This window comes from Vibrio maerlii (assembly GCF_003415655.1).
Taxonomy (GTDB): domain Bacteria; phylum Pseudomonadota; class Gammaproteobacteria; order Enterobacterales; family Vibrionaceae; genus Vibrio; species Vibrio maerlii.
In genome coordinates this window covers 1-21,230 of sequence record NZ_QRHC01000001.1, presented here as the reverse complement: position 1 = coordinate 21,230, position 21,230 = coordinate 1, and the positions used below count along the sequence as shown (strand labels likewise).

Here is a 21,230-nt window from a genome sequence, read left to right as displayed (position 1 = left end):
GGTGTTCTGCTGGTATTTAGTTGCCCGTTAGAAGTTGAAGCTTTCAATTGATTGTACAAGCTGAAGCGCCTTTTCCTCGGCCAAGGTTCTCTTGTGATAAACCCCCACATTCCCGACTTTGTTTTCTTTGGGGTGTAATGCGACCAATCCAAAACTTTCAAGCCATCCAGCTACTTTGCCGGTATAGGGCATGATCGCGTCCGACATTTTCAACATATCGATACTCGCAAGTAGTGAATCTACTTCGTAGGTCATTCCATTGCCACGCTTATTATTGCCGTGAAGGTGGCCTTGGTTACCATCGAAACTACTTAGTGCATCATTGAGTAAAGAAGTATATCGAGAGTGGGTGGGTGTGACCTCCAGAACTGGGAAGCTGCAGCTCTCTTCGTCCCATTCGAAGTGCTTTGATTTGGTTTTTACCAGTGGGTGGTCAGCTCGCACATAATAGGCTTCAATATCCTGAAAAAGTGGCTTGAAAGTGACAGGGAAGCGTTCTTGTAATCCAATGACTTCGTGGCCGATAAATAGATCAATATCGCCCTGAATCAAATGCTGCATCAAGGATAGGTTGTTACCGAACTCGATATATAAAGAGCTTTTCGGGTATTGATGATTGAAGTCATGTATCGCTTCTTTGACAAATAACTCCCACCAAGCCTCGCCAACACCTAGCTTCAATTTACCCATTTCACGCTGCTGCATATCTTGTAGCCGGTGCAAAATGTCTAGGTGCTTATCTTGCTGCTCTTCTACATACGCAAGGAAGAGCTTTCCATAGTCTGTGAGTTCTACCCCCTTTGAACGTCTGATGAGAAGTGGGACGCCGATTTCAGCTTCTAGCTTTTTAATCGCAGTAGTAAGAGTCGGTTGGGTGACATGTAGGCGTTCTGAGGCTTGTTTGATGGAGCCAACGCGAGCAACCATTAGGAAGTATCGATAGTTTCTGTTCATCTGTGTTTTTACAATTGAGCTTATACAAAAGGTGATGCGTTTCGTGTTATTAATATTTTCAATATCACAGCAAAAACTTTCAATTTTCTCTGTCACAAAATTGCACTTATGATGGAGTCAATTTAGATATTTATTGTTAGGTAAGGCTCAAGATGGACTCTTTAATCGTCAATGACCAAAAGTGGTGGCACGATGCGGTTGTGTACCAAATTTACCCACGCAGTTTCTGTGATTCCAATAACGATGGTATTGGTGATCTTCCGGGCATAATCAGCAAGCTAGATTACATTGCTGACCTAGGCGTTAATGTGATTTGGTTGTCGCCAGTGTATCAATCTCCAATGGATGACAATGGTTATGACATCTCCGACTACCAAGCGATCGCAAAAGAATTCGGTAGCATGGAAGATATGGAAATGCTGTTTGCAGAAGCGAACAAACGTGACATCAAGATCGTGATGGATTTAGTGGTGAATCACACGTCTGATGAGCACCCTTGGTTTAGATCGGCAAAAGAATCGAAAGATAGCCCATACCGTGATTTCTACATCTGGCGTGATGCGAATGAAGATGGCAGTGCTCCGAATGATCTGGATTCTATCTTTGGCGGTAGTGCGTGGGAATGGGATGAAGCATCACAGCAATATTTCTTCCATTTGTTCTCGAAACGTCAGCCAGATTTAAACTGGGAAAACCCTAAGGTTCAGCAAGAAGTTCACAAGATGATGAGCTGGTGGATCGATAAGGGTATCGGTGGGTTCCGCCTTGATGTGATTGACCTAATCGGTAAAGAAGTGGACAAAGGCATCACAGGGAATGGTGATCGTTTACACCCACTACTCAAGCAGATGAACCAAGCCACTTTTGGTGGAAAAGATCTACTCACAGTTGGTGAAACTTGGGATGCCACTCCGGATATTGCTAAGCTTTACAGCGCTCCAGAGCGTGAAGAGCTCTCAATGGTATTCCAATTCGAACATATCACTCTTACTTGGGGCGATGGTGAGAAGTGGAATCCGATTAAGTTGGAACTAAAAACATTCAAAGATGTATTGACCAAGTGGCAGGTAGAGCTCGCAGATAAAGGTTGGAACTCGTTATTCTGGAATAACCACGATCTTCCTCGTGTGGTATCAAAATACGGTAACGATAAAGAGTTGCGTGTAGAGTCGGCTAAGATGCTGGCAACCTCGCTACACTTCTTGAAAGGCACGCCGTACATTTACCAAGGCGAAGAGATTGGCATGACCAACGTCGCGTTTGATACTTTGGAAGAATACAAAGACATCGAAACGTTAAACTTCTATAAGGTGAAGACTGAGTCCGGTGTCTCACATCAACATATGATGCAAGCGATTCATGAAAACAGCCGTGATAACGCACGTACGCCAATGCATTGGGATGCGTCACAGCACGCAGGTTTCACTCAAGGAACTCCTTGGATTCAGGTGAACCCTAACTACCCAGAAATTAATGTTGAATCAGCGTTGAATGACAAAGCGTCGATCTTCTATCACTACAGACAACTTATTGCTCTGCGTAAGGCAAACCCTGCGATTGTCTATGGAGATTTCACCCCGGTTTGGGCGGATCACGAGCAGATATTTGCTTACCAACGTGAATTTGATGGTGAACGAATTTTGGTGATTAATAACTTCAGTGAAGATCAAATTACAGTCGACGTTCCTGAATCGTATCAGGCAATGCAGGTAACAGACCTTATTCACAACTATCAACCACACCTAACGCTAGGTACAAGTTTGACACTTAAGCCTTATGAGTCATTTGCGATTAAGTTGTAGTTTTTATCGTCAATAACCTACTGAACAAGGGGAGCTTAGGCTCCCGTTGTTGATTCTCGAAATCGAGCTTTCAAGATGAAAAACAAGATTAATATTTATCAGGTGTTTACCCGTCTGTTCGGCAACACCAATACGACAAATACGCCATGGGGTACCATGGAGCAAAACGGGTGCGGTAAGTTCTCTCACTTTACTGACAAAGCACTATCTGAAATCCATAAACTCGGCATTAGCCATATCTGGTATACCGGCGTACCACACCATGCAGTGATTCGTGATTACCGAGAGTTTGGTATCAGTAGCGATCATCCTTCGGTAGTGAAAGGCCGTGCAGGCTCTCCGTATGCGGTGAAAGATTACTATCAGGTGAATCCGGACCTTGCGAACGATCCTGCTAATCGAATGCAAGAGTTTGAAGTCCTGATCGAACGTACTCATAATAATGGCATGAAGGTCATTATCGATATCGTACCGAACCATGTGGCTCGCCGCTATGAAGGGTTGAATAACCCTGAGGGAGTGCGCGATTTTGGTGCTGATGATGACACGAATGTCGAATACCATCGCGACAACAACTTCTACTACATCCCAAATCAAGGTTTTGAGCTACCAAGTATTCCTGACCAGTTCTCGCCTTTGGGGGGGGAAGGTCACCCTGATATGGCAACACCATTCCAGGAATATCCAGCTAAATGGACGGGAAACGGTTCTCGATTAGCGAAGCCTGATTTTGATGATTGGTATGAAACCGTCAAAGTAAACTATGGTGTTCGACCGGATGGCACGAAAGACTTCCCTGAATTACCTAATGGGTATGAGAAAGAAGATCATCAGGCGCACTTTGAGTTTTGGCAACAACATGATGTGCCAAGTTCTTGGATCAAGTTCCGAGATATCGCGTTGTTCTGGATAGATAAAGGGGTGGATGGTTTCCGCTACGATATGGCAGAGATGGTGCCAGTCGAGTTTTGGAGCTTCATGAACTCGAGTATTAAACAGGTAAACCCCGATGCATTTTTGATGGCTGAGGTGTATCAACCCGATCTATATCGTGACTATATCCACTTGGGTAAAATGGACGCGCTGTACGACAAAGTAGATTTGTATGATGGTCTTAAAGCCGTTATGCAAGGAAAAGCCTCTACCAAGACCATTGGTGAACTCCAGTCTGAGATGCTCGACATCGAACAACATATGCTGCACTTCTTGGATAACCACGATGAGCAACGTGTAGCCGCTCCAGAGTTCGCGGGTGATATGGAGAAAGGCCGTCCTGCAATGCTAGTATCTGCACTTCTGAGTCGTTCTCCAACCATGATTTACTTTGGCCAAGAAGTGGGTGAGGCAGGTAAGGAAGAGGCTGGATTCGGTCAACCAAGTCGTACTTCTATATTCGATTATATCGGTGTTCCAGAACATCAAAAATGGATGAATAACGGCAAGTTTGATGGGGAAGGTCTGCCTGAACAGCAAAAACAGCTGCGTTCTTTCTATCGACGCATATTAACCTTTGCTCAATCTAACCCAGCATTACTCGGTGAATACTATGACCTCTATCCAATTAATGAAGCAGAGCTAGGAGAGTCGTGCCATTTGTTTGCTCGAACCAGTGACCAACAGTTGGTGCTTGGGGTGAGCAACTTCTCAGACTCTGAAAGTAAGAAAGTTAGGTTGCTGATCCCAGCAGATGTATTGCAACAACTGCCGTTAAAAGATGGCCGTTATACACTTCAGGATGAGGTAGGGTTAGCCCATGCTAGCACGATGATGGTCGAAGGTGGGCAGGGCGTAATTGACCTGAAGTTGAAACCTTTGGCCGCTTCTGCGTATTGCTTAAACCTCTAGAGGGATTTGACTTAAAATCTATCTTTGGGCTTGTTCACAAATTTAACCTTTGAGAACAAGCCCATTTTCGTTGTGTAACCCGGTTTTTTCACAATAATAGCCATGATATAAATATTTCTTATATCTTTGTCCTATAAAACTATTTCTCACCCATCTCTAATCTTTCTAATATTGTTGCAAAGAAAAACATCAATGAATGGATTTGCAGTCGCAATCCAAGCATGAAGCAAAGGAAAGAATAATGAAACGTGCGGTTAAAACTCTTACTCTTAGCGTATTGTCGGGTGTACTCTCGGCGCCTGTGATGGCAATGGAAGAAGGTGAAATCACGATTTGGATCAATGGTGATAAGAGCTATGAAGGCCTTGCTGAAATTGGTAAACAGTTTGAAGAAGATACAGGCATCAAGATTGTTGTCCAGCACCCAGAAAAGCTTGAAGACAAATTCCAACAACATGCCGCAACGGGTGGTGGCCCTGACGTCATCATTTGGGCTCACGATCGTTTTGGTGGTTATTCACAAGCAGGTCTTCTGAAAGAGATTCGTCCAAGCAAAGAGTTCAAAGAGAAGCTGACGGACTTTAGCTGGGATGCAGTAACCGTTAACGGCAAGATCATGGGTTACCCACTCGCTATTGAAACACCATCGCTAATCTACAACAAAGACCTACTACCTGAGCCACCAAAGACTTGGGAAGAGCTACCTGAAATTCAGAAGAAAATGCAGGAACAAGGCAAGCAAGCGATTATGTGGGATGTAAAAAACGCATACTTCACATGGCCGATGATCTCTTCAGGTGGCGCTTACGCGTTTAAGAAAACTGACGGTGGCTACGATGCAAAAGCGACAGGTGTGAACAACGAAGCGGGTGTTGATGGTCTTCAGTTCCTCGTTGACATGGTTAACCAAGGCGTCGTGAATCCTGATATGGATTACTCGGTATCAGAATCAGCGTTTAGCCAAGGAAATGTAGCAATGACCATTAATGGCCCATGGTCTTGGGGTAACTTGGATAAGCTTGGTGTGAACTACGGTGTAGCGGTTCTACCAACATTGAATGGTGGTAAAGGTAATCCATTCGTAGGCGTTCTGAGTGCGGGTATCAATGCAGCAAGTCCAAATGGTGACCTAGCAGTAGAGTTCTTAGAAAACTACCTATACCAAGATGACGCTCTGAAGATCATGAACGATGACAAACCGCTTGGTGCCGTTGCTCTTAAGTCTTTCCAGAAAATCCTTGAGAGTGATGAGCGGATTAAATCAACGATGATCAACGCTGAAAATGGCGAAATCATGCCGAACATCCCTGCGATGACCGCTTACTGGTACGCAGAAGGTGCAGCCATTGACAACGCTATGGCCGGCAAGCAAACAGTGAAAGAAGCACTAGACACAGCAGCGAAGCAAATTACTAAGTAACCTCAGCTCGGGATAATTTAAGCCATTCAGCACAGCTTCTTAAGCGCCTAACTTCGTTAAAATCAACACAATAGACAAGCTATTGACTTATGATTTTGCCTTGTTTTGCATCTTAATTAACTGCACTGACTGATGAGTTAAACTATGCTTATGAAAATATTAGCTTTTTAGACTTTCTTATCCCGAGCTGAGGTTAAGTAACAAAGCTTCTTAAAAGTAAAACCCATTCTTGTAACGCAAGGGTGGGTTTTGTTGGTTTAAAGGCGATAGTTTCAGAAGATGGTCTTTCATAGGTTTTGCGAACTTATGACTTTGCAAATCATGCAATCTCGATTACATTAACCGCCAATAGTCGGGGGGCGAGTGCATTTATCTGTACTTGCTGAGATCGGAAACGAGACCCGTTGAACCTGATTCAGTTAGTACTGACGTAGGGAACTATTCGCACTTTACTCTTATGTTCGATTGCTCTTGGTTTAGGTTATTTCTTGCCTCTAGAATTGAATATCAGCACTAATGCGCTGTCATTGCGCACTTCAGTAAGGTCGGTGCTTCCTCTGTCTTTAGATAATTGAATCTTTTAGATAGATGGAACGACCATGACCCTTAATTCAGAACTCAAACCTTTAGCCTCTGAGGCAACACCTGTCGTTTTAACCATTGCTGGTTCTGACAGCGGTGGCGGTGCAGGTATACAAGCCGACATTAAAGCGATGTCCGCAACGGGCAGCTATGCTTGCTCTGTCATTACAGCGATCACATCCCAAAACACGCTAGGCGTTTCAGCCATTTTTCCTATCCCGCTTGATCACGTTGAAAGCCAGATAGACGCAGTATTTAGTGACCTCAATGTTGTAGCGGTGAAAGTCGGGATGCTGGCTGACTCCAGCATAATTCAAGTGGTTGCTCGCAAGATCAAACAGTACCAACCTAAATTCTTAGTGCTCGACCCTGTAATGGTGGCGACAAGTGGTGATTTGCTACTAGAGCAATCGGCGATCAGCACGCTAAAACAAGAGCTGATTCCACTTGCTGATATCATTACGCCAAATCTGCCAGAAGGTGCAGCGCTCACCGGTAAACCTGTACCTGAAAGCGAAGCCGAAATGACAGCAATGATTGATGAGCTGCGAGCTCTCGGTTCGAAGGCAGTGCTATTGAAAGGTGGGCATCTAGAGGAAGATGAAAACAGCAATGACCTTCTGATTCTGAAAAAATCAGATCAGCTTATCAGCGCAAAACGCTTCCTAACTAAAAACACACACGGCACTGGTTGCACACTCTCCTCAGCGATTGCTTCTTACTTAGCTCAGGGTCATTCCTTATTAGAAGCAGTGAAGCTTGGCAAAGCCTATATCTCACAAGCGATAGCTCATGCTGATGAATTGGATATTGGTCAAGGCCATGGCCCAGTTCATCACTTCTACCAACTCAAGCAATCCGAATCCGTTCAACCGGAAGCCGCAGATGCTTGATAGCAACTCTGCAATGCCACTTCCTGCAAGCGGAAAAGTGAGCATAGATGTTAAAGGAGCATCACTGCGTTATCTCGATAGTGATGCGCCAACGCTTTCTAATCTCAATCTGATATTCGATGCCAATAAGTGGACGGTGCTATTGGGACGCAGTGGTTGTGGCAAGACAACGGTACTTCGTTACCTTGCCGGTCTGCTGGACGATAAGATTGAATTCAGTGGTGGTTTTCATACTTCAGATACAGAGCCATTAAACGGCAAAGTCGCCTACATGGCTCAGCAAGATCTGCTACTTCCGTGGCTAAGTGTTCTAGATAATGCCTGCTTAAGCAGTAAGTTTGATGGTAGTTCGTCATCCTTAAACACTAAGCAGAAAGCTAAAGAGTTATTGGAGAGAGTTGGCCTTGCTGATTATCTCGATGCCATGCCAAATCAGCTCTCGGGCGGTATGCGTCAGCGAGTGGCATTGGCAAGAACGTTAATACAAGAGAAACCCGTTGTATTGATGGATGAGCCGTTTTCAGCCCTTGATGCCGTAACTAGGTATAAGTTGCAAACTCTCGCTGCTGAGCTTCTTAAAGAGAAAACAGTTGTTCTCATCACGCATGATCCGCAAGAGGCGGTTCGACTCGCGGATACGCTTTACGTTCTCCACGGATCTCCTGCAAAAGCGGAGCAACTTGGTGTGCCAAGCAGTCAACCTCCAAGAGTAATAGACGGCGAATGTGCCAAGCTTCAACAAACCATTTTGGAACAGTTGGAGGTCGATTATGCTTAATGCGAACACCGCCAACACTGTCTCAACAACGCAGACTACTAGCTCTAAAGAACGTGTTACTCAGCCAATGGTTCGAGTGGTGGTTAGTACCTTAGTCATCCTTGGGCTATGGCACGGTGTGGTAGTCGTTTTTGATATGCCAAGCTTTATTCTTCCTGCTCCCTTGGACGTACTGATTAAGCTCGTAGAGCGCCAAGATGTTCTGCTGAAACACACTTGGGTCACCGCACAAGAAATCCTATTAGGTTTATTACTTGGTTTGATGATGGGGCTGTTCTTTGCGTTGCAAATGCTGCTGTTCGAGCCCTTGAAGCGCTGGCTACTACCTATCTTAATTGCAAGCCAGGCAATCCCAGTATTCGCCATCGCACCAGTGCTGATGCTGTGGTTAGGCTATGGCATTGCATCCAAAGTGGTGATGGCTGCAATCATTATCTTCTTTCCGGTCACAACCTGTTGCTACGACGGGCTGCGTAATACGCCAACGGGTTATCTCGACCTTGCCAAAACAATGGGTGCGACTAAATGGCAATTGCTTCGTCATATTCGTCTGCCTGCCGCTCTGCCAACACTAGCTTCGGGGATTCGCGTTGCAGTGGTCATCGCTCCCATAGGTGCGGTAGTCGGTGAGTGGGTTGGCTCTAGTGCGGGTCTTGGCTACCTAATGCTGCAAGCCAATGCACGGATGATCATTGATGAGATGTTCGCAGCGCTTTTTATCTTAGCAGTGCTCTCTATCTCTCTTTATTTTGTGACTGATCGTCTTCTTAAAAAACTCATCCCTTGGGAAAGCCACTAGGCTTTCTCAACGCATTCACTGAAAAGGAAAATATTGTGAATACTCCCCATCAGAAAAAACGAAAATTACTTTCTATACTCGCTGCTACCGTTGCCATGCTGACTCCTCTGAGCGCATCCGCAGCTGAGAAGAAACTCACCCTAATGCTAGATTGGTTTGTAAACCCAAACCACGGCCCAATCGTGATTGCGAAAGAGCGCGGCTACTTTGCAAAGCAAGGTATTGAGGTTGAGATTCAAGAGCCTGCTGATCCAAGTACGCCAGCCAAACTTGTTGCTGCGGGTAAGGTGGATTTAGCGGTTTCATACCAACCAAGCCTAACCATCGATGTTGCAGCAGGTCTTCCACTTGTTCGCGTTTCAACACTAATTGCAACGCCACTTAATACGCTAATGGTGTTGGATAACGGTAAGCATGACTCACTTGCGGATTTAAAAGGGAAAAAGATAGGCATTGCGATTGCAGGCAACGAAGAAGCGACCATTGGTACCATGCTTGCTCAGGAGAACGTTAAGTTTTCTGAGGTTGAAACCATTAACATCGGTTGGGCGCTGTCGTCTTCACTCGCTTCTGGCAAAGTCGATGCGATTTGGGGTGGTCTACGTAACTTCGAAACCAACCAATTAGAGCTAGAAGGCTATAAAGCGAAAGCGTTCTTCCCAGAAGAACACGGCGTCCCTGCCTATGATGAACTTGTGTTTGTTGCCAATGCTACACAACATGACAAACAAGCGATTCAAGCCTTCAATAAAGCCCTTGAACAAGCAACGACTTACATTGTGAATCACCCGAAAGATTCTTGGAAAGAGTTCGTCGCTTACTCGCCAGACACTCTAAATAACGAGCTAAACCAACGAGCATGGAACGACACGTTAACACGATTCGCTCTTCGTCCATCTGCCGTTGACCTAAAGCGCTACGATGACTACGCCGAGTTTATGTACCAAAAGGGCATCATTAAATCTCTGCCAAAAGCACACACTTACGTACCAGAGTTCAAGTAGTCGTCTGTAATAGGAATCCCAATGAAATACCAAGATTTAATCCAAGCATGTCAGAGCGATTGGCAACAATACGTTGAGCACGACTTTGTTCAGCAACTCGCGAAAGGCACGCTCGCACAGCCATGTTTTCTGCACTACCTAAAACAAGATTTTCTGTTCCTAAAGCAATATGCGCGGGCTTATGCCTTGGCAATTTATAAGGCCAAAACACTATCGGATATGCGACGAGCACTGCCAAGCGTGCATGCACTGCTTGATTCGGAAATTGCTCACCATGTTACCTACTGCGAGAAGTGGGGGCTGACAGAATCCGATCTAGAGAATGAACCTGAAGATTTCGGCACAGTGGCGTATACCCGTTATGTTCTGGATGCTGGTATGACTGGCGATCTTGTCGATCTTTATGCGGCTCTAGCACCATGTTCTATCGGTTATGCAGTGATTGGTAAAGCATTACTGGAAAGTTCGGATACCGTATTGGAAGGTAACCCATACCGCAGTTGGATAGAGCTATATGGCGGTGAAGAGTTTCAGTCTGGCGTGATGACGGGTGCAGAATACTTCAACCAACACCTGGCTGAAATCGATATCAACAGCGAACGTGGGCAGAACCTAATCCACATTTTTAAAACCGCCACTCGTATGGAAATCGCGTTTTGGCAGCAAGGCTTGAATGCGCAAGCATAAACAAGAAATAAGAATCATAAGGAGCACAAATGCAAACCCAAACTATCATTCAACACCTAAACGCGGTTCGTGAGCAAAAACCTCTTGTAGTGAACATCACTAACTATGTGGTGATGAACAACACAGCTAACGCACTGCTTGCGATTGGCGCTTCTCCAATCATGGCTCATTCAAAGCAAGAGCTTGCAGAGATGATGTCGTTCTCTGGCGCTTTGGTTATTAACATCGGCACGTTAGACAGCGTTTGGACACCTCGCATGACTTATGCGGTAGAACAAGCAAATGCCAACGGCAAAGTGGTGGTGCTCGATCCTGTAGGCTGTGGTGCGAGCAAGCTGCGTACTGAAACATCACGCGAGATTGCCCGTCTTGCCGACAAATTGATCATTCGCGGTAATGCGTCTGAAATCATCGCGCTTGCAGGCGAACAAGCACAAAGCAAAGGCGTAGATGCCCTTGATAGCAGCGATGCCGCACTTGGCGCGGCGCAATGTTTGGTTGTTGAATACGGCGCTAACGTCGTCATCTCTGGTGCTACGGATTATGTGGTGACAAAAGATCAAACCATCACCTTAAACAATGGTCATGAAATGATGCCTTACGTGACGGGCATGGGTTGTACTTTAACGGCATTAACAGGCGCATTTGCTGCGGTGGGTGATGTTACTGGTTTGGCTGCGGCTGCAGTACTTGGTGTAGCTGGTGAAATTGCAGCGGAAAACTCCCGTGGACCAGGCAGCCTGCAAATGAACTTGCTTGATGAGCTATATCAGCTTGATGAAGCCACGCTGCTACAGCGCTTAAAGATTCAATAATCAGAGTACGAGTATGAATCCATATAAACTCTACCTTGTGACCGATGATCAACAGGATCTAGAAACGCTCAAGTTCGTGGTGAAAGAAGCCGTAGCTGGTGGCGTGACCATGGTGCAGGTGCGCGAAAAGCATGGTGATGTTCGAGCCTTTATTGAACGTGCTCAAGCAGTGAAAGAAATACTTGCAGAAACAAATGTGCCGTTGATCATCAATGACCGGGTAGATGTTGCGTTAGCAGTGGATGCCGATGGCGTCCATCTTGGACAAACCGATATGCAAGCAACAACCGCACGTAAGCTCATTGGTGATGACAAGATCTTAGGTTTATCCATTGAAACCCAAGATCAGTTGGAAGAAGCCGATTCACTGCCCATTGATTACATTGGTCTGAGTGCAATATTCGCGACGCCGACCAAAACCAACACTAAGACGCACTGGGGAATTGAAGGGCTTAATAAGGCATTAAGTCAAACTCAGTTACCTATTGTCGGTATTGGCGGGATTAATGAATCGAACATCCCACAGCTTGTGGCGTCTGGCGTTCATGGTCTCGCGCTTGTTTCGGCGATTTGCCACGTAGAGAACCCAAAGCAAGCAGCACAGCACTTGTTAGGACTAATGGGTTAGCTTGATTTGGTATTCGGCAAGCGTAAACAAAAAGAGCTTACCCGCGGGTAAGCTCTTTTAGTTAGAAAAGAAATCAATAAGATTAACGTTTGAACGTTACTGCTTCTTCACTTCCAAGCGTGATAGATGTTTGCGCTGGTTTGGTTTCTGCAATGACCTTACCGTGACGAACAGAGTAGCGCACTGGAGTTTGGCGACGTACCGCATCAAAACCGTTCTCAGCAGGAAGGATAAGTAAGCTACCTGCTTTGCCTTCTTCAATACCATGAGTGTCTTGAATGTTTAACGCTTTTGCAGAATTTGTGCTGATCAACTTCAATGATTCATTGATTTGGTCGTAACCCATCACTTGGCTGACATGCAAACCCATGTGCAGAACTTGCAGCATGTTCGCCGTACCTAGTGGATACCAAGGGTCAAAGACATCATCGTGACCGAAACAAACGTTGATACCAGCGTTTAGCATCTCTTTCACACGTGTCATACCACGGCGTTTAGGGTAATCGTCGAAGCGACCTTGTAGGTGGATGTTAACCAGTGGGTTTGCCACAAAGCTAATACCAGACGTCTTCAGAAGACGGAACAGACGAGATGCATAAGCACCGTTGTATGAACCCATTGCTGTCGTGTGGCTTGCTGTCACTTTGTCACCCATATTGAACTTGTGTGCCAGTGCAGCCAAAGTTTCAACAAAGCGAGACTGTTCGTCATCGATTTCATCACAATGCACATCGATCAATCGGTCGTATTTCTGTGCGAGTTCGAAGATGTAGTGCAGTGACTCAACGCCGTATTCACGTGTGAACTCGAAGTGTGGGATTGCACCAATCACATCGGCACCAAGTTGTACCGCTTCTTCAAGTAGCTCTTTGCCGTTCGGGTAAGAAAGAATGCCTTCTTGAGGGAATGCTACGATTTGGATATCTACCCACTCTTTCATCTCTTCACGAACTTCAACCATCGCTTTGAGTGCGATAAGTGTTGGATCAGAAACGTCTACGTGCGTACGAACGTGTTGAATACCGTTAGCAATTTGCCACTTAAGCGTTTGCTTCGCGCGAGTTTTTACATCTTCAATCGACAAAAGTTCTTTGCGCTCGGCCCAACGTTCAATACCTTCAAAAAGCGTACCTGAGATGTTCCAGTTAGGCTCACCTGCAGTTTGCGTGGTATCTAGGTGGATATGAGGCTCACAGAAAGGAGCGACTGCTAGGCCGCCCTCTGCATCAAGGATATCACCGTTATAGACGATATCTGCTTCATTGTCTGTGATTTGCTTAAATTGACCATTCTCAATCAAGATTTGCTTTAGGCCTTCTTGATCTTGAAGCTTTGCGTTTTTGATCAATAGCGTTGTCATCATGCTTCCTTACGCAGCTTGTTCTTGCTGCGCTTTTTTATTTGCTTGTTTGTTAAGGACAGGGTTTAGGATAGCGTAACAGATTGCGCCGCCTAGTACTGCATTTACAGGTACAACACCTGGTAGGAATTTACCTGCTGCAACACCCACAGCCACTGCAATGATGCCTGCCCAGTTTACTTCTTTGAATTGAGCCGTTTCGAAGTTTGCGTAGCGCTTACGGTTCATTAAGAAGTCAGCAATGATCACGCCGCCGATTGGTGGGATTGCTGTTGACAGGAAGGTTAGCCAGCCAACGAAGTTGTTGTATAGCCATAGAGCAAATAGAGTACCGATGATGCCGTTCATGATAGACATCATAGTAGAAGACTTACCTGTGATGTTGGAGAAGCCTAGGCCTGATGCGTAAAGTGCATTTTCATTTGTTGTCCAAATGTTTAGACCAAGCACGATGATTGCTGGAAGAAGCAGGCCTTGTGCGATCATCACGTCAGAGATATCAGCATTACCTGTCGCTGCAGCGCCTGCTGCACCGAAGATGAACATCAGAGAGTTACCAATGAAGAAAGCAATCATGGTTACAAGCACAGCGCCCGCCGGCTTCTTACCAAAGCGAACGAAGTCAGCTGTTAGCGTACCTGCAGAGACAAATGAGCCTACTACCATCGCAAGAGCAACAGAGAAGTCCATCGGTGTTTCTGGCTGAATCAGTTTTAGTTGCTCAAGACCACCCACGCTGTCCACGGCCATAGATACAGAGTAACTACCTAGGATTGCGATGGCTGGCACTGCGATTGCAGATAGGACCATCAGCGCTTTGATACCAAAGTACACCGTTGCCGTCATCAGGATGCCGGATACGCCGATAAGAAGATTAGTATCGATACCTGTCGCTTTGTGAACAGGGATAGCAAACATTGCCACGCCAACACCGAACCAGCCCACTTGAGTACCGCCAAGTAGTGCAGAAGGAAGCCAAGAGCCTTTAGTACCAAAAGAGAAACGAGCAAGAAGGTGAGTAGAAAGACCAGTAGAAGAGCCAATGTAACCAAGGAAAGAGCAGTAGATGCCGAGGATGAGGTTACCGATAAGAACAGCTAAGAAGAAATCATCGAATGAAAGACCAGTACCAAGAGAGCCACCTGTCCACATACTTGCGGAGAAGAAAGTGAGTCCTAGCATTACCATGGTGAGTGAAGCGACTCCTTTCCTTGCCGTTGCCGGCACGGGTCCCAAGCTGTAGTTATTATCCGCAGCCATCTTAAATACCTCCGCAAAGTTTTAAAAATTAGTGCCTGTATTTCAGGCAAACGTGCGCATTATGGTGATCTAAATCACACTGTCAATGTGTTTTTTATTACTAAAACGTTTGCGTGAAACTGTACAAATAATTTTAATAATATAAACAATGGGTTAGATATTTAGTTTTGAAGGTAAGTTTCTCAATGAAATGCATTACTTCAGAATAACACTGGATGAAACTCTTAACTTAGAAGAGGGATTGATGCAATGTCTATATGAACTGCGTTCTATATAGCTAGATTGTCGTTTTATAAGTGACAACTTAGCACTACGTTCTTTTCAGCAGTCGTGAGAGCATCGCTTCTCTTCGAATATCGAGAATCTCATCAATGATTTTTTTCTTGGTATGAATACCAAAGTGGTTTGCGTAGTTGTGAATTTGAGTGACTTCTTCTTTTCTTAGGTTGTAAACATCACGTTTGAGTTGGGTTTTGGCTTCGCTCTTAATTAAGCCTTTTTGTTGAAGAAGAGAAACGATTTGTTCGTCGAGTGGGTGTTTAGCCTTAGACATACTGCTTTGTATTTATAAAATTAATTAGGTCGAGAGGTAAGGTAATCATCGATCGTTTCAATTTAATGAATAGAAGTGGTTGTGAACAAGTTTTAAGCAAGGCTGTCTTTTTAAAGAAGAATGTCATAGAATGCGCGCTTGATTCGTTGAGTGGTTCATCAGTATTTGAATCTAAAAACGTATCAAACTCATCAATTTATAGTGTCTCTAACTTTCAATTAGTAGTTTAGATAGGACGCTTAATTTTCATGTGTTGCTTGGTATGCAACACCACTGTAAAGGACATAAAATGCCTGTAATTACACTTCCTGACGGTAGTCAACGTCAATTTGATAACCCAGTTTCTACTCTAGATGTCGCTGCTGACATCGGCCCAGGTCTTGCGAAAGCAACCATTGCTGGCCGTGTTAACGGTGAGCGTGTTGATGCGTGTGATCTTATCGAGAACGATGCTGCACTAGAAATCATCACGGCTAAAGATGAAGTGGATGGTCTAGAGATCGTTCGCCACTCTTGTGCTCACCTTCTTGGTCACGCGATCAAGCAGCTTTACCCTGAAGCTAAAATGGCGATCGGTCCAACGATCGACAACGGCTTCTACTATGACATCGATATGGAGCACTCTTTAACGCAAGAAGACTTAGAAAAAGTTGAAAAGCGTATGAAAGAGCTAGCGAAAACCAAATATCAGGTTATCAAGAAAAAAGTAAGCTGGCAGGAAGCACGCGACACATTTGAAGCGCGTGGCGAAACTTACAAAATGGAAATCCTTGACGAGAACGTTTCTAAAGACGATCGTCCAGGTCTTTACCACCACGAAGAATACATCGACATGTGTCGTGGACCGCATGTTCCGCACATGGGTTTCTGTCAGCACTTCACGCTACTAAACGTTGCAGGTGCATACTGGCGTGGTAACAGCGATAACAAGATGCTTCAACGTATCTACGGTACTGCTTTTCACGATAAGAAAGCACTTAAGGCTCACCTAACGCGTCTAGAAGAAGCGGCTAAGCGTGACCACCGTAAGATCGGTAAGCACCTAGACCTATTCCACATGCAGCAAGAAGCACCGGGTATGGTATTCTGGCATCACAATGGTTGGTCTATTTTCCGTGATCTAGAAGTATTTGTTCGTCAAAAGCTGACTGAATACGATTACCAAGAAGTAAAAGGTCCTTTAATCATGGACCGTGTTCTGTGGGAACGCTCTGGTCACTGGGACAAATACGCAGAAGCAATGTTCACGACTTCTTCAGAGAACCGTGATTACGCACTGAAACCAATGAACTGCCCAGGTCACGTTCAGATCTTCAACCAAGGTCTTAAATCATACCGTGATCTACCGCTACGTATGGCTGAGTTTGGCTCATGTCACCGTAATGAGCCATCAGGTGCACTACACGGTATCATGCGTGTACGTGGTTTCACTCAGGATGATGCACACATCTTCTGTACTGAAAGCCAAATCCAAGACGAAGTGACGTCTTGTATTAAGATGGTTTACGATACGTACCAAACATTTGGTTTCGACAACATCGTTGTTAAGCTATCAACACGTCCAGAGAAGCGTGTAGGTTCAGACGAGATCTGGGATCAATCTGAAGAAGCGCTTAAGCAGTCTCTTGAAGCAATGGAAATTCCATACGAGATTCAAGAAGGTGAGGGTGCATTCTATGGCCCTAAGATCGAATTCACACTATATGACTGTCTAGATCGTGCATGGCAATGTGGTACAGTTCAGCTAGACTTCAACCTACCTGGTCGTCTTGGTGCGACTTACGTTGACGAAAACAATGAGCGTCAAGTGCCAGTAATGATTCACCGTGCAATCCTTGGTTCTCTTGAGCGTTTCATCGGTATTCTTATTGAAGAATACGCGGGTTTCTTCCCAACGTGGTTGGCACCTGAACAAGCAGTTGTAATGGGTATTACAGACAAACAATCTGAATACGTACAAGAAATTACGAAAAAACTGCAAAAAAGTGGATTTAGAGTAAAAGCGGACTTGAGAAATGAGAAGATTGGCTTTAAAATCCGCGAACACACTTTGAAACGTGTTCCGTACATGTTGGTTTGTGGCGACCAAGAAATGGAAGCTGGCGAAATCGCAGTACGTACACGTAAAGGTAAAGACCTAGGCAAGTTTAAAGTGGATGACTTTATTTCTTACATCCAAGCCGAGGTTTCTAGCCGTAAGCTCAATCTGGAGGAATAAGCTATTAAAGGCGGAAGACGTGGCCAACAACCGGCCAAACAAAACCAGCATCGTTTAAACGGTGAAATTCGTGGCGTTCGTGAAGTTCGTCTAACAGGCGCTGACGGTGAAGCCGTTGGTATCGTTTCTATCCAAGAAGCGCTTGATGCAGCTGTTGAAGCTGGTATGGATCTCGTTGAGATCAGCCCTAACGCCGAGCCGCCAGTTTGTCGTGTGATGGACTACGGTAAGTTCCTCTTCGAGAAGAGCAAAGCTGCGAAAGAGCAGAAGAAGAAGCAAAAACAGATTCAGATTAAGGAAGTAAAATTCCGTCCTGGAACTGATATCGGAGACTATCAGGTAAAACTACGCAACCTGACGCGTTTCCTTGAAGACGGCAACAAAGTGAAGGTAACAATTCGCTTCCGTGGCCGCGAAATGGCTCACCAAGAGATCGGTGTTGACGTTCTAAATCGTTTGAAAGAGGACACAGTAGATTTAGCTGTTGTTGAATCTTTCCCAACGAGAATTGAAGGTCGTCAGATGATCATGGTACTGGCCCCTAAGAAGAAGTAATTAACGGCTTTGCAAGTAATTGAACTCAGCTGCCGTAAGGTGGCTGGGTTTTGTTCGCCCTAATTACTATTGTTTTAATCAACTCAACAATGCGGAGTTATTCATCATGCCTAAGATGAAAACCAACAAAGGTGCTGCTAAGCGTTTCAAGAAAACTGCTGGTGGTATTAAGTACAAGCACGCTACAAAACGTCACATTCTGACTAAGCGTACTACTAAGAACAAGCGTCAGCTACGTCCAAATGCACTACTTCCTAAAGTTGAAGTAGCAGCAGTTGCTCGTATGATGCCATACGCTTAATTCTTTTTAGTTTATCAATCGTTTAGTTTAGGAGAAGCATAATGCCTCGCGTAAAACGTGGTGTACAAGCTCGTGCACGTCATAAGAAAGTTCTAAAACAAGCTAAAGGTTACTACGGTGCACGTTCACGTGTTTACCGCGTAGCTTTCCAAGCAGTTACTAAAGCTGGTCAATACGCTTACCGTGACCGTCGCAACAAGAAACGTCAATTCCGTCAACTATGGATTGCACGTATCAACGCGGCATCTCGTCAAAATGGTCTATCTTACAGCCGTTTCATCAACGGTCTTAAGAAAGCATCTATCGAGATCGATCGTAAGATTCTTGCTGACATCGCAGTATTCGACAAAGCAGCATTTGCTGTTCTAGTTGAAAAAGCGAAAGCTGCTCTTTAATAGAGTTAGTTATTAGGATTAAGAAAAGAGAGCCTCGGCTCTCTTTTTTATTGCCTGCTGTTTCCTGAATTAAAAAAATAATACTCTATAAGTTAGATAAAGGGCTACGAACACCACTTGCTCCTCGGTCCAGAACATGGGTATATATCTGAGTCGTCTTAATATCACTATGACCTAATTGTTCCTGCACGGTTCTTATGTCCGCGCCAGATTCCAGTAAGTGAGTAGCGAAACTATGCCTTAGCGTATGACATGTGACATTCTTTTTAATCTCTGCGTCAGCAGCAGATTTTCGTACCGCTCTTTGGAGCGCTGATTCATTGATGTGATGACGCCTAGTAAAACCCGTCTCAGGGTCAACCGATAGCTTTTGTGAAGGGAATAAATAGTGCCAATTGAAATCAAAGGGGGCTTCTGAGTACTTTCTTGACAACGCATTTTTCATCCAAACGCCGGCATACCCTGGTGTTTTCATATCTTTATCGAAATAACGTTTAGCGAGAGACTGTTGCTCTAATATTAGGGGATGTAGTTCCGTTGCTAATGTCACGGTACGATTTTTACCACCTTTACCTTGCCACACTCTAACAGCACCATAATCAAAGTCGATATCATGAATTCGCAACCTCACACATTCCATTAACCGTAAACCAGAGCCATATAAAAGCTGGATATGCAGTTTGAAGCGTGGATCTATATGATCAATGAACCGTTTCGTTTCAGCCTTTGTAAGAACAACAGGCAATTTCCTGTCTACAATGGACTTTTTAAACTTTAGTGCAGGTTCTAAAGGTGATTTAAAGTAGTCACGATACAAAAAATTAATCGAATTCAAAGCGAGAGCTTGGGTTTTAGCCGCTACTTTCTCATTTACCGCAAGATGTGTAAGGAATAGCTCTACGTCTGCAGCATTTAGATTTCGAGGGTGCTGCATGTTTGAAAAGACAATGAATTTCTTTATCCAACATAGATAGGCTTCGACAGTTTTACTCGCGTAATGCCGAGTGAACATATAATCTTTGATGCTTAATAAAAATTGAGACTTCATAACTAGCACTGTTTATTTATACAATATATGTACTCTATGACGTCCTTAGCGATTAAGGCGAAAATTGCCATCTAACAGTGAAACTAGTCACGATAAATCATAACCATATTACAAGTATTTCATTGTCTTAGGTGGTATCTTAGACAAATACACTAGAGAGAAAGATGGCAATCCGTGAGTTGGAATGACGGCATATTGCTGTTTAGATAGCGTTAGCCGTATAGGGAAAATGGAGATATCTGTGGACTATTATAGAGAAGTGTTTAACAGAGTCGGGTGGTTCATCCCACCCTACGTTAGATATGGTTATCTCATGGATATCCTCAAAGAAGTAAACCAAAGTGAAGATTCAAACCTTGAGAATTTACTATGTCACATATACAACGAAGACAACTTAGCGGCGATGGTGGTCGATAGATATCCAATCGTACCTTTTATCTCTGAGTATTCAGAAATCATTAGTGAGTCAGTTAAAGCTCATTTTTTAGGGTTACATCATATTGCTACGTCAGGCTTAATACCGGTAGTGGAGGGAGCAGCTCGAAATATTGCCGAATCCAAAGGCATCAAAGCTGACTATATAAAGCAGGTTTTTATACAGCTTATAGATCATACCCAAAATGATGTAGTTGATAATCAGTTAGGAATGGTGTCTGAAATCGTTCCAATGCTAGAATCATTTCAAAACTTTGCAACAAAAAATTTATACGCTAATTCAAAGAGCTACCCTTTTAGAGATAATACAAATCGTCATGGCATTTTACATGGTGCATATAGTGATGAAGACTATGGATCCCCGCTGAACTTCTATAAAGCAATTAGTGCTATAGATGTTCTATGTTTTATCGTATCAATAAGGGCTCCAATTTCATTTTTTGCACCTGATGTGACTCATAAGTCTGAAAGACTAAGTAAAATGTACAGGCTTTTAAAGTCTCTCGATAAAGTGGAAATATACGGCTAACAAAGCATTTAAGACGGATTCTCAACGCTTGGCAATTTCGGTTTAGGTCAGCTTCAGTGCTAAAAGTGGCAAGGTTTAGGGTTGGGTGGTCGCGTTGTTCACCTATATGGTCTCCCCCGGTTTTGCAAGTCAGCAGCGTGATTAAAAGTGCAGGTTAACTACCATATATACGGCCTGTTTTAGCGGCTATTGCCTTGGCCAAGATGAGGCAGTCGAACACGCAGTCCTGATCAACTTATCGACTTTAAAAGCCAGTGTGAGCATAAGGTTTTCAACGTGTAGGATTTATCCTGTTATTCATCTCACTACGTACTTTGCAAAGGGTTGGTGGTGCATGGTGTTTTATGCTGGTTGATACTCTTCGTTTTT

The 21,230-nt window shown here is 44.4% G+C and carries 20 protein-coding genes and 1 riboswitch; of the genes, 15 read left to right on the top strand and 5 right to left on the bottom strand.

All coding sequences use genetic code 11. The features are described from left to right. Nucleotides 1-27 precede the first annotated feature (27 nt). Nucleotides 28-954 carry a LysR family transcriptional regulator gene (locus DPF91_RS00100; protein ID WP_117232548.1) on the bottom strand — a complete coding sequence of 309 codons (927 nt, stop codon included), beginning with the start codon at nucleotides 952-954 and terminating at the stop codon, nucleotides 28-30. A gap of 152 nt (nucleotides 955-1,106) precedes the next feature. Here DPF91_RS00100 and DPF91_RS00095 point away from each other — a divergent pair, with 152 nt between their 5' ends. The 10 genes from DPF91_RS00095 to thiE all read left to right on the top strand — a co-directional run bounded on the left by DPF91_RS00095 (nucleotide 1,107) and on the right by thiE (nucleotide 12,207). After that, nucleotides 1,107-2,756, top strand: coding sequence for a glycoside hydrolase family 13 protein (locus tag DPF91_RS00095; RefSeq protein ID WP_117232404.1), 1,650 nt, complete (start codon nucleotides 1,107-1,109; stop codon nucleotides 2,754-2,756). A gap of 75 nt (nucleotides 2,757-2,831) precedes the next feature. Further along, nucleotides 2,832-4,601, top strand: a complete 1,770-nt coding sequence (locus DPF91_RS00090; RefSeq protein WP_117232403.1) for an alpha-amylase family protein — start codon at nucleotides 2,832-2,834, stop codon at nucleotides 4,599-4,601. 241 nt (nucleotides 4,602-4,842) lie between these two features. Next, nucleotides 4,843-6,021 carry a maltose/maltodextrin ABC transporter substrate-binding protein MalE gene (gene malE, locus DPF91_RS00085; protein WP_117232402.1) on the top strand — a complete coding sequence of 393 codons (1,179 nt, stop codon included), beginning with the start codon at nucleotides 4,843-4,845 and terminating at the stop codon, nucleotides 6,019-6,021. A gap of 343 nt (nucleotides 6,022-6,364) precedes the next feature. Next, nucleotides 6,365-6,475, top strand: a riboswitch (TPP riboswitch). Nucleotides 6,476-6,620: 145 nt separating this feature from the next. Continuing rightward, on the top strand, nucleotides 6,621-7,496 hold the full coding sequence (thiD, locus tag DPF91_RS00080) for a bifunctional hydroxymethylpyrimidine kinase/phosphomethylpyrimidine kinase (protein ID WP_117232401.1): 876 nt from the start codon (nucleotides 6,621-6,623) through the stop codon (nucleotides 7,494-7,496). Further along, entirely contained in the window at nucleotides 7,489-8,274 is a 786-nt protein-coding gene (locus tag DPF91_RS00075) for an ABC transporter ATP-binding protein (RefSeq protein WP_420855563.1), read from the top strand. Before thiD ends, DPF91_RS00075 begins: the two co-directional genes overlap by 8 nt. Beyond that, nucleotides 8,267-9,073, top strand: coding sequence for an ABC transporter permease (locus DPF91_RS00070; protein ID WP_117232400.1), 807 nt, complete (start codon nucleotides 8,267-8,269; stop codon nucleotides 9,071-9,073). Before DPF91_RS00075 ends, DPF91_RS00070 begins: the two co-directional genes overlap by 8 nt. A 95-nt stretch (nucleotides 9,074-9,168) precedes the next feature. After that, nucleotides 9,169-10,077, top strand: a complete 909-nt coding sequence (locus DPF91_RS00065) for an ABC transporter substrate-binding protein (protein WP_117232399.1) — start codon at nucleotides 9,169-9,171, stop codon at nucleotides 10,075-10,077. Nucleotides 10,078-10,098: 21 nt separating this feature from the next. Further along, the gene (gene tenA, locus DPF91_RS00060) at nucleotides 10,099-10,764 is read left to right on the top strand and encodes a thiaminase II (protein ID WP_117232398.1); all 666 of its coding nucleotides are present in this window, start codon (nucleotides 10,099-10,101) and stop codon (nucleotides 10,762-10,764) included. A 29-nt stretch (nucleotides 10,765-10,793) separates the two neighbouring features. Beyond that, a complete protein-coding gene (gene thiM / locus DPF91_RS00055; protein ID WP_117232397.1) occupies nucleotides 10,794-11,579 on the top strand; it encodes a hydroxyethylthiazole kinase in 786 nt (261 codons plus the stop codon). A 13-nt stretch (nucleotides 11,580-11,592) separates the two neighbouring features. Next, nucleotides 11,593-12,207, top strand: a complete 615-nt coding sequence (gene thiE / locus DPF91_RS00050) for a thiamine phosphate synthase (RefSeq protein ID WP_117232396.1) — start codon at nucleotides 11,593-11,595, stop codon at nucleotides 12,205-12,207. A gap of 82 nt (nucleotides 12,208-12,289) precedes the next feature. Here thiE and DPF91_RS00045 read toward each other — a convergent pair whose 3' ends face one another. From DPF91_RS00045 to DPF91_RS00035, 3 genes are all read right to left on the bottom strand, one after another. Then, nucleotides 12,290-13,567 (bottom strand): cytosine deaminase, encoded by a 1,278-nt coding sequence (locus tag DPF91_RS00045; protein WP_117232395.1) that lies wholly within the window; start codon nucleotides 13,565-13,567, stop codon nucleotides 12,290-12,292. A 9-nt stretch (nucleotides 13,568-13,576) separates the two neighbouring features. Beyond that, the gene (gene codB / locus DPF91_RS00040; protein ID WP_117232394.1) at nucleotides 13,577-14,827 is read right to left on the bottom strand and encodes a cytosine permease; all 1,251 of its coding nucleotides are present in this window, start codon (nucleotides 14,825-14,827) and stop codon (nucleotides 13,577-13,579) included. Nucleotides 14,828-15,137: 310 nt separating this feature from the next. Continuing rightward, on the bottom strand, nucleotides 15,138-15,380 hold the full coding sequence (locus DPF91_RS00035; RefSeq protein ID WP_117232393.1) for a hypothetical protein: 243 nt from the start codon (nucleotides 15,378-15,380) through the stop codon (nucleotides 15,138-15,140). 289 nt (nucleotides 15,381-15,669) lie between these two features. Here DPF91_RS00035 and thrS point away from each other — a divergent pair, with 289 nt between their 5' ends. From thrS to rplT, 4 genes are all read left to right on the top strand, one after another. Beyond that, nucleotides 15,670-17,598, top strand: coding sequence for a threonine--tRNA ligase (gene thrS / locus DPF91_RS00030; RefSeq protein ID WP_117232392.1), 1,929 nt, complete (start codon nucleotides 15,670-15,672; stop codon nucleotides 17,596-17,598). A 3-nt stretch (nucleotides 17,599-17,601) separates the two neighbouring features. Beyond that, the gene (gene infC, locus DPF91_RS00025; protein WP_117232391.1) at nucleotides 17,602-18,153 is read left to right on the top strand and encodes a translation initiation factor IF-3; all 552 of its coding nucleotides are present in this window, start codon (nucleotides 17,602-17,604) and stop codon (nucleotides 18,151-18,153) included. 106 nt (nucleotides 18,154-18,259) lie between these two features. Continuing rightward, on the top strand, nucleotides 18,260-18,454 hold the full coding sequence (rpmI, locus tag DPF91_RS00020; RefSeq protein WP_038201401.1) for a 50S ribosomal protein L35: 195 nt from the start codon (nucleotides 18,260-18,262) through the stop codon (nucleotides 18,452-18,454). A 41-nt stretch (nucleotides 18,455-18,495) separates the two neighbouring features. Continuing rightward, nucleotides 18,496-18,849 (top strand): 50S ribosomal protein L20, encoded by a 354-nt coding sequence (rplT, locus tag DPF91_RS00015; protein WP_004401084.1) that lies wholly within the window; start codon nucleotides 18,496-18,498, stop codon nucleotides 18,847-18,849. Nucleotides 18,850-18,934: 85 nt separating this feature from the next. On the opposite strand, the gene DPF91_RS00010 is transcribed toward rplT, so the two are convergent. Further along, on the bottom strand, nucleotides 18,935-19,897 hold the full coding sequence (locus tag DPF91_RS00010; RefSeq protein ID WP_117232390.1) for an integron integrase: 963 nt from the start codon (nucleotides 19,895-19,897) through the stop codon (nucleotides 18,935-18,937). Between the two features lie 313 nt (nucleotides 19,898-20,210). Between DPF91_RS00010 and DPF91_RS00005 the strand changes: the two genes are divergently transcribed. Next, on the top strand, nucleotides 20,211-20,861 hold the full coding sequence (locus DPF91_RS00005; RefSeq protein ID WP_123766744.1) for a hypothetical protein: 651 nt from the start codon (nucleotides 20,211-20,213) through the stop codon (nucleotides 20,859-20,861). The last annotated feature ends 369 nt before the right edge of the window (nucleotides 20,862-21,230 follow it).